Raw genomic sequence first — 15977 nt, 5'->3', positions numbered from 1 at the left:
TTTACCTACATTTACCTACATTTACCTAGCACTAGCGCGGCGTGTCCGGCGACGACGGAATGGGACTATTTCATGCTTGACTGTAGCTGCTACTTCTCTCATAGCATCAGCAAAAGCTAAGGCTAAATCTAAGGGCATATCAACTAATTGAGCTTCAGTGACAAAGCGATTACGTATCCAGTTTTTGAATAGTTCTGTTTGGTTATTCATGATGTTATCTGCACTGGTAAGAAGTAATCCTCAATGTTCATCACTGCACCCCCAAAGTGCTGTGCTATAGTGCCGTAGTTCCTTGGCTGTTCCCAATAACGCCGTCTTAAGCACTGTCTAACCCATCCTTCTGGGTTGTTAATTTTCTCAGTTGCTCCACGCAATTTAAACAGTAGTAGTGCAGCCTTAATTTCAAATTGAGGACGGCTCAGAACTTCTGTTTCTTCAGTGTCAAAATGAATACCGCTCTCAAACAAGACTTGTTGATTAGATAAGATATGCTGCTGCTGAATATCATCTTCAACGGATTTACTAGGGTTTGAGGTGGGTTTTTCGTAAGTAGAATTATGATTGTGTAATTTTTGTTTTTTGCGTGGAAATAACCATTCCAATGGTCTAACAATTAACTTAAACACTTTCCATGAATACTGTTTAATTGTCTGTATTACACGATGTTCAACTAGGAGGTTAAACATTTGTTTGAGGTAGTTATGTCCATAACCTTTGCCTCTAAATTTCTTTACCCAGTGGTTGAATTCTGACAAGTCTGGTTCAACTTCTTGGTTCACTCCCTCCCTAATTAGCCACTGCCAGAGTAGTTTGGCAGCGGGTGGGATGTGTTTCTCTAAACAAAATTGGTCGTGTTTTTCTGTCCAAATCATATTTTTGAATACAAGAATCTATCACCACCTATTAGTTAGGTGGTAGGGGTGTTAATTGCGATCGCGTTCCAAGTCCCAAATCACCTTTTCCAGAATCCATCTGTCTGATTTCTTTGGGTGTAATCGCCGTTGTTGGTTTATCAGTCGCATGGCTGCATCTACGTCATTGTTAAGTAATTGCAACAGTCGTGACTGCAAGTCCCTCTTAATTTCTCCTCTACCTGTGGACGCGCTGCGCTTTGGTTTTGGCGTTAGCCACCTGGTTATCATTTCCTCTAAATCAAAGTCCACTTCCACAAAGAGAAAGCCAGTTCCTGGTATTCGCTGGAGAAGAATTAAGAAAATTAAAAAGGCAACTGCCATCAATAAAATAAACAGGATAAAGAGCGTCGCTAATACCAACCCAACCATTGGCTCAGGTATGCTGTTGGAAAGGCTAATCAAAAAATCTAAAACAGCCATAATTTGATTTGTGGGCAATTAATTCTCAGTACTAATTGTTCCCATTCCTCCTTAGTTTTGAATACAAGAATCTATCACCACCTAACTAATAGGTGGTAGGGATGCTGAACTGGATTTTAATTAGCTGGCTTTATTCCGTTATTAATGCCTGTGGGATTGGCGCAAAACTATCTGGTAGGTCTTGGATAGATTTGCCGTGGCTTCGGAGAAGTCTATCAAGTGATTTAAGTTGGGGAATTGTAAAGGACGGGACGTTGACACCCGCTTCCCATCGGCTAACAGTTCTTACACTTATGCCAATGGTTCTCCCAAAATCCTCCTGAGACATATCTAGCTCATCTCTAAGTTGCTTCAAGGGTGATTCACCCCCATGTTTTTGTTCTGTGTTTTGGGTTGCTTTGTTCATATTAACCATGTCATGACATTTTGTCTAGACCTCTTGACATAGGCAATGAGTCAAGACATAATGTCTAGTGTGAGACAACAAGAAGCCAGCCGAGTTAATTACTCGGTAAGTGATTACAACTTGGCTAGTTGCTCAAAGTTTCTCACTTTAACTTTTCCAGAAACACAGTACAGTGCGTTTTTACTAGTTCATTTTTCTGGAACGCTCCCACCCCACACCGGGGAAATACCACGACTGGAGCAAGCACCCACACCTAGACCTCGTGTGGAAACACCCTGAACAAAAAAATCACCGAAGACATATGCGCTGTTCACGAGTTGACAGCGCGGTGATTTCTTCCATGTCTGCAATAACCAATGACTAAATACCAATGACTAAAGAACCTGACAAATGCCCAAATTGTGGCTCCTTACGTGTCGTGAGCAAGCCATTGTCCTTGTGGTCAATGATTTGCCTCAGTTGCCGACATGATTGGATGCCACCACCAAGGGAAAAACCAACAACCAATGACTAATGACTAATGACCAATAACCAATCGCTTATGGATAAAAAATTACCTTGCTGGCTCACAAAAAAGCAGTTATATGTCGCCGAACAACTCATTGCTCAAGGCTTTTATTATTGTGCCGATGCTGATGATTTCTACGAACCAATATTTTCTGAATCAGTAACAGACGGGTGGAGTTTATCATTCCCGGCTGGTGAATGCTTCCTTGATGCAACTTGTGATAATGCGATATTTTCAAAAAACTTAGAGGGGAGAGAGTTTCATTTTCAAGCCGAACTAAAAGCCGCAAGAAAAATAATTCGTAAAGCTTCTCAAGATTGGCATCTCACGGGCTTAAACCATTGCCAGTTGTCTTTTCTATAAACCAATTACCAATTACCAAATGATGAAACAAATTGAAGATTACTTTACCTTGGTTTATGGGTTTCTCCTTGCTTACCCACTAATATTTGGCACTCTTTTTGTTATCTCTACTGTCCTACTAGCGCTAGTTCTCCCTTACAGATAAACCTCATGGGAGGTGTAGCGGAATTGGTAAACGCCCGGCACAGGAATGCGGTTAAAAGGGAGCTTCCTAAATATCGGATTAAATGCAGGTTCAACCCCTGCCACCTCCCAAATTTCCAACATAACAACTAACAAAAAGCCATGATATTAACAGTTCAAGAGCTAATTATGAAGCTCGACGGATTTGAAGACGGCGCAACTGTTCAAGTAGAAAATGACGGCGTTGATTCCCATATCAGCGACATCAAGATGAAAGCCGGTAACGCGATTTTAATTATCAATTCTGAAGATGACGAAAATGAGGAGGATGATGACTAGACGATAAAACTTGTTGAAATTGTATTGTTCATTCCCAGTTCTCCCACTGGGATTATCCGCTCAAACTGCTATTTGATGGCAAGCCAGTATTAGCTGGTGGCTGATACTGGTTTTTTCTTTAGGAGCAATATGTACAGACAACTTAAACCGTGGGCTGTGTATCGTGTTGGCATTCCACATAATTTGTTTCTCAACAGATTCAAGAAACGTACTGACGCTGAGGAATACGCCAAACTTTTAAAGCAAGGTAGCACGCAATTCAACTTCGAGATAATCTTTGATAACTAACTAACATGGGCATCAAAACTGTTACATACAAGCGAATTCTAAACATAGGCAACTATGAAGCTAGACACCTGGAAGCAACCTTTGAATTTCCAGAAAACACGACTCCTGACTGGGTAGAGGAGGAATCTACCGAGTTGATGGAGTTCGTTGAGCGCAAAATCAGAGAGGATCATTCAGTCGAAATTAGAAGTCAGCTTGCATCTCTAGAAAGAGAAGTTCAGCAACTCAAGAAAGATAGATCATCTCTCAAATTTTTATTAGAATCTTCAGGAGTAAAGCCAGAGACAGCGGAACCAGAATATCCACTCCTTGAAGCTGAAGAATATGAAATAGGCGAAGGGGGATTTTTATAATGAACAACAGACCCCAGCAAATTCTCCCCTATGACGACGAGTACATCTTGGTTCGTAAGCGTCGTTTTCTGTCCTCTACTATAGCTATAGCCTCAATGGGTAAATATATTTCAGCAATCAATAATCGTTCACTGATTGAGATTGTTGACAATTTTGCTCAAGGTGCAGCAAGTCAGGCTGAGTCAATGTCCAGCAGCGAAGTAGAGAGCCAAATACTAAATGCAATAAATGCTTCCAAAAAAACCGCCTGATGAGTCTGGGTAGAACTCCCCAGACGAAACACACCGCACCTGGTGTGTCGCGGTCTGAGTCCAAATCAGTTCCGCACAAAGCACAATCAGCTTAGGGCTTTGAGCGTGAAATAAGCTTCTGGCTTTCCCTTCTTCGTAAGCTCGGTTGGTTTGTGTTTTAAAAATGTGTCCTCCTAGTATTTGCAGTACTAGGAATTGCTTTGAGACTGAATCAGGCTCGTTGGCCTTTGGGTGATTCACAAGCGTAATTGACACATATTTCACCTACACGAGAAAAACAGAATGACTAGAGTTGTTGGGTTGGATGTTTCCAAGTCAAGCGTTTCGTGCTGCTTACTTACTGAAAAACCAAGTAGCCCAAGAGAATTTTACTATGAATATCGGTTTAACAAATTTGCAACTGACAGAGCCGGACTAACTGGACTGCTGTTGCTAAAACCAGAGATTGCACTACTTGAACCTACTGGGATGAATTACTCTAAGTTCTGGGTAGAACATTTGACCCGTGCTGGTTGTGAGGTGAGATTTGTTGGGCATAAGCAGCTGCGAAACTACCGCGAAAATCACTTGGCACTACCTGATAAAGATGATGATGCCGATTCCTTAGCCCTTGCCTGTTATCAATTTGATTATGGAAATGATTTGAGTCGGTTCGTTCAGGTGCGCGATCGCATTATTTCCAGGATGAGAGAATTATTTCTCCGACTAAACCACCTTTCCAGAATTCAGTCCCCAATTATCAATCGCGCCAGACAAGATTTAGCTTGGCAGTTCCCAGAAATTGCGTTGGTTAAATCAGTTCGCGGTGTTTCTGGAAAAGTCCCCCTAATGTGGGGATGGTTAGCAGGTCAAAGGCAGAGCAAGCGATATGATCGCATTTACGCCACCACAGCCGGACTAGGTTTAACTGACTCGGTTAAGTTTCACGCTCAAAGAATTTGTAGTTTACAACTAGAAGAAAAATTAATTGAGGATGAATTAGATACACTCCTTACTGATGAAAGGTTCAGAAGTTACCGCGAAGTTTTCCAGAAATTTAACTTTGGCAACCGGGTGCAGTCTGTCATTCTCTCGCAAATTTTCCCGCTAGAGAATTTCTTGGGTGAGGATGGTAAACCAGAAATCAAAATTCGCAAGGGTAGAAAATCGGGTAATCCCACAAAGAGACACTTATCATTGCGGCGGTTTCACAAGGCTTTAGGAGTTGCACCTTCCCAGGAATCAAGCGGTGATATTTCTAAATCTAAAGTTTCTGGTGGATCGGGGGTGTGCCGTCGGGCGCTGTGGCAGTGGGTATTTAGTGCAGTTGAACCCGCCCGCCGTCGCACTAATCCACTACTCAAAGAGTTGGGGCAGTTCCTCGATGACGAAAAAGCAGCAGGCAGGCCAGTGAAGTTGATCAGGTCGCGTGTATCAGCAAGAGCGGTAAAACTTCTGTTCAAAATGCTGATTCAGTCCAGAAAAGTTCTAGACTGAAGAAGGAAAAACGAACCGCAGAGGCACAGAGGACGCGGAGAAATGAGTGTAAGAGTTGTGGTTTGCTATTTTGCGTGAACAATAATAGCAATAAAGTAGTTACAATAAGTGATATCATTAATTGGTTGCAACGAATGTTATGGAACGCGAAGCTTTAACAATCCGTTTTCCTTCTGAACTACTTGCCAAAGCCAGGAAACTAAAGGAAGGTAGGGAATCTTTTAATGATTTAATCGTTGAGGCTGTAGAACGTGAGGTACGACGCAGAAGAGGATGGGCTGCACATCAGCGAATTATTGCCCGCAGCGAAACCATCAAAGCCAAAACCGGCATACAACCAACCTCTATAGATATGATTCGCAGTCTCAGAGAGGGTGAGGGACGGCATGACTAGAGTTTTGTGCATAGATACCAGTGTCTGGATTCCTTACCTTGTCCCAGAAGTTTACCAATTCCAAGCCAGAACCCTAGTAACAGAAGCATTAAGCTTAAATATACGCTTAGTAGTTCCCGCTTTTGCTTGGGCAGAGGTTGGATCTGTACTAAGGAAAAAAACACGAATAGGAGTCATTACTAAAGAGGAAGCACAAGGTTTTTTTGAGGACTTCTGCGAACTTCCCATTGATTACATTGAAGAAGAAACAATTAGGGTTAGAAGTTGGGAAATTGCCGCAAAATACGGTTTATCTACCCTTTATGATGCAGCTTTTCTTGCTTGTTCTGAAATGACATCTGCTGAGTTTTGGACTGCGGACGCTGCACTGGTGAGACAACTCACACCCAAACCTGATTATTTGCGAGAAATAGAAGAAATAGTAAATTAAATTGATTAAAATATTTAGTAACCCAAAGTAACAGCAGATAAATTATGACTCTTACCTCTACAGAATATAAATATGTAGAACTCAACGAGCGCCATGTTCCGATCATCGCAGGAACGACAATGAAAATGATTGAATTAGTTACGGGTTATCTTGCTCATGGTTGGAGTCCAGAAGAGCTGCATTTTCAACATCCTTATTTAACTCTGAGTCAAATTCATTCAGCTTTAGCTTATTACTGGGATCATCAAGCAGAATTAGATGCAGATATTCAGCAACGAGAGCAATATGCTGAACAATTAAAACAGCAAGCTGGTGAATCTCCTCTAGCGAAAAAACTACGCGCTCAGGGATTAATTAAATGAAAACCCAACTTATTTCTATATTAAATAGAATTACCATATCACCAAAGTACAACTATATTATAAATAGTTTGAATATGTTGCTTCATGCCAGCATCAGTAACACCTACAAGATATTTTAATAACGCATCAACATCCTTGATAGCTTTAGCTGTCAGCCTAACTTTTCCTGTTGGTGTTTGTGTCCAAGAATTTGCCGGAATGGGAAAACCATGTGCAAAACTGTGTCTTACTTGCAGAATATCGTTTAGCATCTGTCGAGTGGCTAGTGCATTTATACTTCTTTTTGACCAAACCCAATCATTGATAGGATCGTAACCAGTATATTGAACCAAAAGATTACGAGAATTATCTGCATTTGGCGTATTAAATTGTTTGAGCGAACGTTCCGCTGCATTTTTCGCAAGCGAATGTACAGCATAAAACTGAGGATCTAAAGGGTTTGCTGTGACATCAAAAAAGTTGCGAACGAGTTCTTCAATATAAGTTTCCCATCCAGCTACAAACATTGCTAAAGCTGAATGGTAATAGACTTGAGTGTGACTATTTAATATTGGACGTAGGCGAATATCTGTAGCAGTATCACGTAGAATACGAGCTTTCTGAGCTACTAAATCATATTTTAAGGCTGCTGGTGATGGCACGGTGATACTCTCAGAGACAATTTACAAACTCTTCAAGTGCATCTCGATACCTCTGTAATGGCTCTGAATTTAATTGCACTTGCTCATCACCAATTTTTCTGGAGCCTGGTTTAAGTTTATGTAAGGGGGTACCAGTGGTTGTCATAACTATACTAGCAGTGTGAAAACTGGGAATTTCAACGAAATTGTTACTGGGAATTTCAATAAAACTGTTACTGGGTAAATCTTTGGGATTAGCAAAAATATGACGATTCTTCTGATGTATATTATCCATAGTTTTTTTAATCATTTTGTTTATAGCTAATGATGCAGATGCTGCCCTGCCTTCATACATGGATACCCGATTAAGGACAAAAGCATATAATTTTGGTAAGTTTATACCTTCTTCTTTTGCAAGTTTGGCAAAATTAATTCGTGCATAAGGAGCAGTATTAGGATCGCTGATACCATAGAGAAGTGCCACCACATTCTCAATTGCATGAAGCGAACTATCATCCGCAGTGAATGGGACAATTAGACTTTCTGCGGCAACTAGACCAAGTTGCGTATAAACAGCGAAGCTAGGATTACAATCAATTAAAAATAGAGTATCTCTCTCACCACTATGTGTACGCAGAGCAACTGTTAAATCTCGAATCCAACTCAGCACCTGCTTCCAAGCATCTATTGGTATTTGCAGTTGAGAAGTTTGCCGAATTGCTTCAGAAATTATTTCTAAAAGATTGTCTCCACATATAAGTCTTAAATTTTCTGGAATTTGGGGATTAAATTCTTTTGGCTCACATACATAAGGAGATACATCTGGAATCATTCGGAAAGGTGAGTTAAGACGTGCTTCTAGGTAGCCAGCTACTGTTGCACGAGGTGTCTTTCTACTTAAAGAATTGAGAGCTTCAGGACTTTTAAGATATCCCCCTAATAAAGTTTCCGAGACATTAGCTTGTGGACACAGATCAATTACATAAACATCTGTATCGGGATAAAGGTGAGCATATTCAGAAGCAGCTACAAAGCAAAGAAAACTTTTTCCTACTCCACCTTTGTTGTTCCAAAAAGCATACGAACTCATTTGTTAGATTCCTTTCTTTGGTAAAAAATACATATTTGTATGAGAAGTATTGAAAAAATTTTACCTCTATTATCACAAAATTAAGTTGAACAGATTTTCATTCTATCTCAACTACTCAATGGCTTTAAAGTTAAAAATCATACTGTTACAAAATTCATTTATTTCTTATAATGACATTACATCTATAATAATAACGTTAATATCTGACATTGTTAGATGCTTACATCTCAACAAAGTTGAGGAAAAACATCATGACTACCAACATCCTGGATAACATTGACTTGCGGACATTAGGTGAACTCCTCCAACAAGCCCGTAAAAAATGCAACATGACTCAAGCTGATGCAGCTAAGGTGATTGATGCTGCACGCACCACCATGATCGCTATTGAAAAAGGAGAACGCCGCCTCAAAGCCAATGAACTGATTAAACTTGCTCGTGCTTATGGACGTTCTGTGAGTGACTTTGTTCGGCAACGTCCTGTAGTTCAACCTTTTGAAGTGCAGTTTCGGGCAGTTTATCAACGCAGTCAAGAACAACAGACAGAAATCGAACCATTTATCTCTCAATTAGAGGATTTATGTCAAAATTACCTAGAACTTGAGAAGATTATGGACGCGCCAATCCCGCTTAACTATCCTCTTGAGTATCAAGTAACTGATATGCCCATAAAATCTGCTGCGGAGAGTATAGCAGTAGCAGAACGTCAACGCCTGGGTTTAGGTGATGCGCCTATTTCCCAACTGCGGGACATCCTAGAACAAGATGTGGGTTTACGGATCTTCTATTTGCAGATGCCGCAAAAATACTCAGAAGTGTACAGCTATAACGAAGAAGTTGGCGGTTGTATGGCTATCAATGCCAATCATCCAGAGGAACGCCGACGCTGGTCAATGGCGCATGGATACCTGCATTTTCTCGCACATCGTCAAAAACCGGAGTTCCATTTTGATGGTCAATATCAGCGATTTCCTGAAAGTGAGCAATTAGCAGAAACTTTCCCCAAATATTTCCTCATGCCTACCAGTGGATTGCTGAAGCGGTTTAATGATATGTACCGTACACACGGCAAATTCACGCCGACTAATCTATTTACACTAGCTCATTATTATGGTGTTTCTGTAGAAGCCCTAGTTTATCGGTTAGAAGAAATGGAACTTCTACCTTCAGGAACTTGGGATAAATTGCGAGATAGAGGTTTAAAAGTTAGAAAGGTACAAGAGGAACTGGGTTTAGAACAAATTCCGCAAAGAATTGATATTATGCCACTTCACTATCAACATCTCGCAATTGAGGCATTAGATCAAGGTTTGATTACGGAAGGACGTTTTGCTGAATTTCTCCATGTTAATCGTTTAGAAGCCCGTCGCATTGCCGAAGCATTACGAGAACATTCAAGCGGAATGATAGAAGAAGATACTCATTTTGATTTGCGTCAAATCCAAACTGCTGGGAAGTGAGGAGTATATATAAATTGTTATGCAAATTACTCACTCCCACGTTCTGCTTGATGCTTGTTGTGTTCTCAACCTTTGTGCGACGGGTCAATTTCTAGCAATTTTGAAATCTCTCCCTGCTGAAATTGTCGTTACTACAGTTGTGCAAGAACGGGAATTAAACACACTCCAACGGCTTCAGGAAGAAGAAAATTATGCTGTGTTAGAGTTTGAAGAAGCTATTCAACAGGGTTTGCTAAAAGTTGTGGCTTTTGAGTCAGAAGAGGAAGAGGAATCTTTTGTAAATTATGCTGTTGACCTTGATGATGGCGAATCTGCAACTTGTGCTATCGCAGTTCATAGAAAATGGGCAATAGCGACTGATGATAGAAAAGCAATTTCATTTATTCAAAAAGAAGCGCCCTATCTTCAGATTTTATCAACTCCAGAGATCATTAAACATTGGTCAGAAAAAGAAAGTATTGATTCCACAATATGAAGTCATGTACTCAATGCAATTCGGATTAAAGGACGTTATGTACCACCAAAAAATGATCCTCTGCGAAATTGGTGGCAAAATGCTTCTTAACCCACATTCGGCAGAAGCGTAGAGTAAAAAATAATTATCACCAAAAGCCATTTTTGGTAAGGCTTTCCAGGATTTTAGTTCAGATGAACCACAAAACACCTATTAGGAATTTATCTTATTTATTGAGAACATTTTTGGAGAAAAGTTTGTACAACCCTGAATCCTTCGTGATAATTATTCAGAAGTGGATTTGATCTGTAGAATGTGGGTTTTAGGTAGTTAACTATTCTAAATAGTTACTCTCTCTGTACCCAATATAAATAATATCTTTCACTATCGACCCATGCCCTTTCAAAATTCTTAATTGGTACAATTTTCAAATCATTTCGGTTTATTTTCAGTTCTTGATGTAAAATTAGCAAAATTTTGTTTAGATTTTTTTGCATATTTAAAAGAGAACTAGTTTGTTTTAGTATCTCCGCTTGATCAACCTCTTTACGTCCTGTTTTAAATAAAGTAAAGCTTCCCATATTTTGCAATTCAGGATAATAAAATTTACGATTGAGATAACCTGATAGCGCAGCCATATTTGCATCTCGACTAGCAACAATAAATTCCTGATCTAGCTGAGACTTGCGAATGTATTGGCTTGTTTCACGACTAGCAGAATAGGGAATAACTAAATCTCTCGTAAAACCATAAATTCCTCCGAAAAATTGCATATAAAGAGTAGCCATGAAGATGATAGAATACCATTTATTACTAAACCTAAGTGTTTGCTGGGGAATGAGAAATTTATTGGATAAAAAACTGGATTCTTGATAATAACTTTCCAGCCATAAAGCAGCTATAAAAACTAAATAAAAATGCCCAAAATGTCGAAGTCCTGAACCTGCAAATTTCAAATATGCAAACATTAAAATTTCTAAAGTTCCTAAAGTGTAAAAAAAGAGAGGAATGGGTTTTTTAGATAATTTAAGCAAGGTTAAAGCTATTGCAGATAAGGCAATTAATGTACAGACAATTAAATCTAGCCATCGTTTAGATGTAGGTATTATTAAAAAATAGCCACTAAATAATCTGCCTATACTTTTCAATAAATGACGTATATCTAGCGTCACAGACCATCCATTGCTTAATCCTCCATGAAGGTAACTATCAGCAGGAGGAGTAATAATGTTTATTGCTAAAATAAAACAAGATATAATAATGGCAACACTTATAAATAAATCATATTTTTTATTTTGGCGAAAATACTGGTGACGATGTTCAATATCAAAACAAAATTCAACTATTAATGTTAATACTAAAGTAAATGATATAAATAGAGCATAGGCATTACTATTGGCCATTAAACCCAATAAAATAGCTAGGATGATATAAGTTTTTTTTCTAGATGGAAAAGCAGCACAAAATGCAAAAATAAAGAACATTCCCAAAGCATAGTTACGAGAAATTAATAGATATTCATAAAAAGGGAGATAACCAAATGAAAACAGAAATTTTTGTCTATAATTAAATGGGCTGTATAAGCAAAAAATAGTAACAGAAGAAATTGCTAAACCTAAATGAAATAGTTGCATCATTATCGGTGTATCAGCAATATTTCTTAATAATGCTAGAGAGAAATACCACAGAACGGGATGACCCTCATAACGAATATTTCCGATTAAATCAGGCAAAGATTCACTATCTCTGATAATTAGCCAGGGATTTAATTCGTCTCTCCACATTGAATGGTTGAGAATCCCGATCAAACCGATAATCGAAAATAAAAGTATTATAAACCAAGGTGAATTAAAGATTAATTTTGGTATATGATTAAATATCTTTTTTGCAGACATTGTTTATAAATTAAGGTTTTGCACTCAGAATCAAAGCCAGGAAATTTTTAGATGTAAAACGCAGCAAAAACATGATGGATTTTGCCGCGATTCTTATTTATTAACGTGTAGCTTCCAACAAACGAGAAAAGTAGAAGCGAGTTCGAGTCATTGCTTGACGCTGTATTGTGAAGCCATTTTTTTCGAGGATTTTCACCACATCAGCTTCACGGTGTAAATAGGCACGAGTTGCTTTACTAGGGCCTGGGAAGAAACTACCAATTTTCTTGAGGATAGTCAGGAAACAGGTTTTAGGTGCAAAACTCAGAATAATGCGTGATTGTGCTAAAGAACACAGATGCGAAATCATCTCATCTGCTTTTTCTTGGGGGTAGTGAATAAGAACATCTAAGCAAATGACAGTATGATAATTACCACTCAAAGATTCTAAATCCTGAACTGCGAAAGTCGGATTTGTAGAATTTGACAAAGCTTCTACACTTCTATCTTTGGCTTCTGACACCATTTTTTCGGAGATGTCGCTGGCGTAAACTGTAGCACCATCTGTTGCTAAGGGAATACTAAGACTACCCACACCACAACCAGCATCACAAATTGATAACTCTGCTAAATTGTTATCTGCTTTCAACCAGCCGATGACTGTATCCACAGTTTGCTGATGTCCAGTACGGATATCTAACTGGACTTTGTTGACTTCACCATCACCATAGATGCGTTTCCAACGGTCAAAACCTGTGGAATTGAAGTATTCACGTACTATTGTTTTATCGTCGGCTGCGTTCATAAAGTCGATTATTGAAGTTCCCAATTCTTAGAATTATAAATTTTTTGAGCTAATTTTTCACTTAAAAAAAAGAATATTTTTCACATCTGCTTTTGCTAAGTAGATAGTTGGGTTTCAACCTAATAATGATTTATGGCTAAAACCCCACTCACAACCTTGATCATTGTTGATTTTGATTTTGATTTAACCAACTTTCTAAATCATCGACTTTGGCAAAGTCTAATAATTCCATGCCCAAAGCTTCTAATTTCTCAAGTGGTAATTTTTCAATCCTCTCAATTAATGTCGATTGAATTTCGCCAAGCCGTCGATTTAATTGACGGATAATTAACAATGTTTCTCCTTCAATTTTCCCTTCAATTTTCCCTTCAATTTTCCCCTCTATTTTTCCTTCCTGAACCGCTAACTCTCGATCTTGTTGATACAATGGTGCTAATCTCATAATTATCTCCTTGTCTTCCGGTTCTTGACTCACTGCCAGGTTTCTTTGCAGGTTATACAGCAATTCTAGCGTCACTCTCCGAAATGGGTGGTTTGCTGTTAATGCTGCTAGTTCTTCAATGGCTTGTTTCTGCACAGTTCCTCTCCCTAACATTCTAATCCAGAGGGTTTCTTCTGTTCGGGGTAGTTGGTGAATAACTACTATGGCTGTGCGTAGTGCTTTTCCTAAATAGTATATCCCTGGTAAAGAGTCGGTTTCTAAAGTAGCGTTAAAACTGGATAATATCTCAGCAGAGGCTGTAGGTGTGAGTATCCATAATTTGGGATTTTCGGATTCTTGAAGATTGGTTTTATTGCGTTTGGCTTCTCTTTTTAATGCTCCTTTTACTTCCAATAATTTTAACAAGCAATCGCAAATTTCATCGGCAGAAGCAGGATTACGATATGGTTCAAATATGGCGGGTATGGATGCAAATTTACCTAATAAACCTAAGAGTTGTAAATTAGGATTTGCCTGGGGAGATGGAGAAAAATAAACATCTATTTCTCTGACTTCTCCTGCAACGCGAGCAGGTGCTTGCACTTCTCCATAATTTTTCAGGAGTTCTTCTAAATAGTCTTTGGCAAATTGATCATGAATGAATCTTGTCATGTAATAATCTTATAATCTTTCCCAAGTCAATTCTTTTGTTTCTTCTTCATAATGCCAGCGTAATAAATTAGCAGGTTGATTTGGGGCAATTGTTGGTAAATTTATTGCTTTTCTGGGTGCGTCTGTAGCTAGGAAGATGGCTTTTTCTGCGTCGCATATTCCCCATTTCACTAGGTTTTGCACTCCCGTTAATAGGGGCAAGGTTGTGCCTGATAAAGTGCCATCAAATAGTCTGGCTGTACCGTTAATTATTTCAATTTGCCGATCATCCCAAGGATACACGCCATCTGGTAATCCTAATGGTGCTAGGGCATCACTGACAAGAAATAACCCTTTACTGGCGCGAAGGAGAATTTCTAACATTGTAGGGACTACGTGCTGTCCATCGGCAATAAAACTACACATCACGTCGGAATTGTTCATGGCTGCACCTAACAAACCCGGTTCACGGTGATGTAATGGTGGCATGGCATTAAAAGCATGAGTTAGCATTGTTGCACCTTGTTCAAAGGCGTTTTGTGCTTGTTCTGCTGTGGCTTGGGAGTGTCCTAAGCTGACTGTGATGCCTAATGAATGTAAATATGGGATGACTTTACCGGTGGGATCTAATTCTGGTGCTAAGGTGATGACTTTGACAACGGAGGCATAATCACCTAAAACCCGCTTAACTTCATTCATGGTTAGGGGTAGGAGGTATTCTGCTGGATGAGCGCCACGTTTACCGTAGTTTAAAAATGGTCCTTCGAGATGGACTCCGAGAATTTTCGCGCCTGAGTTTTGGGTATAGTTAGAGATGACGGCGAGCGATCGCTGTATATTTTCTACAGAAGTTGTCACTAGGGTTGGTAAATAGCCATCAACACCCACATCCCACAAATATTGGGAGATATCTTCGAGCATATCAGCGTTTTTAACTGTCAAATCAGGAAACGCCAAACCTAGCCCACCGTTAATTTGCAAATCAACGCCACCGTGGGAAATCCAGTCACCGGCAAAATCTAAAATTTGTAAATCTTCTGGTGTCACTCGTCTACAGACTTTACCCATTGGCAAAATTTGCTCAATTATGCCGTTTTCATTCACCCAGATCATCTGCAAGTCTTGATAACCGGGTACTCTTGCGTTGATAATATCTACGTTTGTCAGGATGGAATTTGGTGTTGCTTTGGTCATTACCCTAGCCAGAAAAAGCTGAACCTCAACCGATTGTAGATGGAAGCATCGACAATTAATCTAAAATCTAAAATCTAAAATTCTATGAGTCTTCAAGTTGGTATTATCATGGGCAGTGATTCAGATTTGCCTACAATGAAAGATGCGATCGCAGTTTGTGAGGAATTTGCTGTTGAATGCGAAGTAGCGATCGTTTCTGCCCATCGTACCCCAGAACGTATGGTGGAATATGCCCAAACAGCACACCAACGCGGTCTTAAAGTCATTATTGCTGGTGCAGGTGGTGCGGCTCACCTTCCTGGTATGGTAGCATCTTTAACCCCTCTCCCTGTCATTGGTGTCCCCGTAGCTACCCGCAATTTACAAGGCGTAGATTCTTTATATTCAATTGTGCAAATGCCAGCGGGAATACCTGTGGCTACGGTAGCCATTGGTAATGCTAAAAATGCCGGACTTCTAGCAGTGCAGATTCTCGCTACTCACCAACCAGAACTGCTGCAAAAAATCCTGAAATATCGTCAAAGCTTATGTGATATGGTCATGGAAAAACAAAACAAATTAGAAGAATTAGGCTATCAGCAATATTTACAACAAATGTTTTGACATAATCAGGACTTACGCAAAACAGAACGAAAGTAGCGGTAATTCATGAATTACCGCTATAAGCAGGTCTTAAAGAATCTGCCTCTCTTTAGTGGGCAGAGTGTCAAGTTTATTTGTATATCAAAATTTTAACAAGCTATTATTAAGCAAGTAAGCATCTTCTTGAACCTTATTATGC

General features: G+C 39.4%; 22 protein-coding genes and 1 tRNA gene. 13 read left to right on the top strand and 10 right to left on the bottom strand.

The features are described 5' to 3' along the window. Positions 1-21: 21 nt before the first annotated feature. The 4 genes from ACSQ6I_RS03755 to ACSQ6I_RS03740 all read right to left on the bottom strand — a co-directional run bounded on the left by ACSQ6I_RS03755 (position 22) and on the right by ACSQ6I_RS03740 (position 1740). The gene (locus tag ACSQ6I_RS03755) at positions 22-210 is read right to left on the bottom strand and encodes a hypothetical protein (protein WP_438888960.1); all 189 of its coding nucleotides are present in this window, start codon (positions 208-210) and stop codon (positions 22-24) included. Continuing rightward, positions 207-872: a hypothetical protein gene (locus tag ACSQ6I_RS03750; RefSeq protein ID WP_438888958.1), complete on the bottom strand. Its 666-nt coding sequence runs from the start codon at positions 870-872 to the stop codon at positions 207-209. Before ACSQ6I_RS03750 ends, ACSQ6I_RS03755 begins: the two co-directional genes overlap by 4 nt. 51 nt (positions 873-923) lie before the next feature. Next, on the bottom strand, positions 924-1334 hold the full coding sequence (locus tag ACSQ6I_RS03745) for a hypothetical protein (protein ID WP_438888957.1): 411 nt from the start codon (positions 1332-1334) through the stop codon (positions 924-926). Positions 1335-1464: 130 nt separating this feature from the next. After that, positions 1465-1740, bottom strand: a complete 276-nt coding sequence (locus ACSQ6I_RS03740) for a helix-turn-helix transcriptional regulator (protein ID WP_438888956.1) — start codon at positions 1738-1740, stop codon at positions 1465-1467. 45 nt (positions 1741-1785) lie between these two features. Between ACSQ6I_RS03740 and ACSQ6I_RS03735 the strand changes: the two genes are divergently transcribed. The 10 genes from ACSQ6I_RS03735 to ACSQ6I_RS03690 all read left to right on the top strand — a co-directional run bounded on the left by ACSQ6I_RS03735 (position 1786) and on the right by ACSQ6I_RS03690 (position 6627). After that, positions 1786-2019 (top strand): hypothetical protein, encoded by a 234-nt coding sequence (locus ACSQ6I_RS03735; RefSeq protein WP_438888955.1) that lies wholly within the window; start codon positions 1786-1788, stop codon positions 2017-2019. Positions 2020-2260: 241 nt separating this feature from the next. Further along, positions 2261-2611, top strand: coding sequence for a hypothetical protein (locus tag ACSQ6I_RS03730; protein ID WP_438888954.1), 351 nt, complete (start codon positions 2261-2263; stop codon positions 2609-2611). Positions 2612-2764: 153 nt separating this feature from the next. Then, positions 2765-2865, top strand: a tRNA-OTHER gene (locus ACSQ6I_RS03725). A gap of 31 nt (positions 2866-2896) precedes the next feature. Beyond that, entirely contained in the window at positions 2897-3073 is a 177-nt protein-coding gene (locus tag ACSQ6I_RS03720; protein ID WP_438888953.1) for a hypothetical protein, read from the top strand. A gap of 293 nt (positions 3074-3366) precedes the next feature. Next, the gene (locus ACSQ6I_RS03715; protein WP_438888952.1) at positions 3367-3714 is read left to right on the top strand and encodes a hypothetical protein; all 348 of its coding nucleotides are present in this window, start codon (positions 3367-3369) and stop codon (positions 3712-3714) included. Next, complete coding sequence (locus tag ACSQ6I_RS03710) at positions 3714-3965, top strand: hypothetical protein (protein ID WP_438888951.1); 252 nt, start codon at positions 3714-3716, stop codon at positions 3963-3965. Before ACSQ6I_RS03715 ends, ACSQ6I_RS03710 begins: the two co-directional genes overlap by 1 nt. 282 nt (positions 3966-4247) lie before the next feature. After that, positions 4248-5441 (top strand): IS110 family transposase, encoded by a 1194-nt coding sequence (locus ACSQ6I_RS03705; RefSeq protein ID WP_438888950.1) that lies wholly within the window; start codon positions 4248-4250, stop codon positions 5439-5441. 139 nt (positions 5442-5580) lie between these two features. After that, on the top strand, positions 5581-5835 hold the full coding sequence (locus ACSQ6I_RS03700) for a YlcI/YnfO family protein (RefSeq protein WP_438888949.1): 255 nt from the start codon (positions 5581-5583) through the stop codon (positions 5833-5835). After that, a complete protein-coding gene (locus ACSQ6I_RS03695; protein WP_438888948.1) occupies positions 5828-6265 on the top strand; it encodes a type II toxin-antitoxin system VapC family toxin in 438 nt (145 codons plus the stop codon). Before ACSQ6I_RS03700 ends, ACSQ6I_RS03695 begins: the two co-directional genes overlap by 8 nt. Positions 6266-6309: 44 nt before the next feature. After that, positions 6310-6627: a DUF433 domain-containing protein gene (locus tag ACSQ6I_RS03690; protein WP_438888947.1), complete on the top strand. Its 318-nt coding sequence runs from the start codon at positions 6310-6312 to the stop codon at positions 6625-6627. A 38-nt stretch (positions 6628-6665) separates the two neighbouring features. Here ACSQ6I_RS03690 and ACSQ6I_RS03685 read toward each other — a convergent pair whose 3' ends face one another. Together ACSQ6I_RS03685 and ACSQ6I_RS03680 are read right to left on the bottom strand one after the other, a co-directional pair. Next, complete coding sequence (locus tag ACSQ6I_RS03685; protein ID WP_438888946.1) at positions 6666-7268, bottom strand: HEPN domain-containing protein; 603 nt, start codon at positions 7266-7268, stop codon at positions 6666-6668. 10 nt (positions 7269-7278) lie between these two features. Then, entirely contained in the window at positions 7279-8337 is a 1059-nt protein-coding gene (locus ACSQ6I_RS03680; RefSeq protein ID WP_438888945.1) for a ParA family protein, read from the bottom strand. Positions 8338-8588: 251 nt separating this feature from the next. Between ACSQ6I_RS03680 and ACSQ6I_RS03675 the strand changes: the two genes are divergently transcribed. Beyond that, on the top strand, positions 8589-9797 hold the full coding sequence (locus tag ACSQ6I_RS03675) for an ImmA/IrrE family metallo-endopeptidase (RefSeq protein ID WP_438888944.1): 1209 nt from the start codon (positions 8589-8591) through the stop codon (positions 9795-9797). Between the two features lie 19 nt (positions 9798-9816). Further along, positions 9817-10272, top strand: coding sequence for a hypothetical protein (locus tag ACSQ6I_RS03670; protein ID WP_438888943.1), 456 nt, complete (start codon positions 9817-9819; stop codon positions 10270-10272). A gap of 326 nt (positions 10273-10598) precedes the next feature. Here the strand turns inward: ACSQ6I_RS03670 and ACSQ6I_RS03665 are convergent, their stop codons facing one another. The 4 genes from ACSQ6I_RS03665 to nagA all read right to left on the bottom strand — a co-directional run bounded on the left by ACSQ6I_RS03665 (position 10599) and on the right by nagA (position 15196). Continuing rightward, positions 10599-12146 carry a hypothetical protein gene (locus ACSQ6I_RS03665; RefSeq protein ID WP_438888942.1) on the bottom strand — a complete coding sequence of 516 codons (1548 nt, stop codon included), beginning with the start codon at positions 12144-12146 and terminating at the stop codon, positions 10599-10601. 100 nt (positions 12147-12246) lie between these two features. After that, positions 12247-12930, bottom strand: coding sequence for a magnesium protoporphyrin IX methyltransferase (bchM, locus tag ACSQ6I_RS03660; RefSeq protein WP_323310703.1), 684 nt, complete (start codon positions 12928-12930; stop codon positions 12247-12249). Between the two features lie 160 nt (positions 12931-13090). Next, entirely contained in the window at positions 13091-14023 is a 933-nt protein-coding gene (locus ACSQ6I_RS03655) for a DUF4351 domain-containing protein (protein WP_438888941.1), read from the bottom strand. A 9-nt stretch (positions 14024-14032) separates the two neighbouring features. Then, on the bottom strand, positions 14033-15196 hold the full coding sequence (gene nagA / locus ACSQ6I_RS03650) for an N-acetylglucosamine-6-phosphate deacetylase (RefSeq protein WP_438888940.1): 1164 nt from the start codon (positions 15194-15196) through the stop codon (positions 14033-14035). Between the two features lie 84 nt (positions 15197-15280). Here nagA and purE point away from each other — a divergent pair, with 84 nt between their 5' ends. Further along, positions 15281-15799 carry a 5-(carboxyamino)imidazole ribonucleotide mutase gene (purE, locus tag ACSQ6I_RS03645; protein ID WP_438888939.1) on the top strand — a complete coding sequence of 173 codons (519 nt, stop codon included), beginning with the start codon at positions 15281-15283 and terminating at the stop codon, positions 15797-15799. Positions 15800-15977: the final 178 nt, after the last annotated feature.

The sequence above is a fragment of the Anabaena sp. WFMT genome (genome assembly GCF_051781005.1).
In the GTDB taxonomy this organism is placed as follows: domain Bacteria; phylum Cyanobacteriota; class Cyanobacteriia; order Cyanobacteriales; family Nostocaceae; genus Anabaena.
This window is presented reverse-complemented; position numbering and strand designations above follow the sequence as displayed.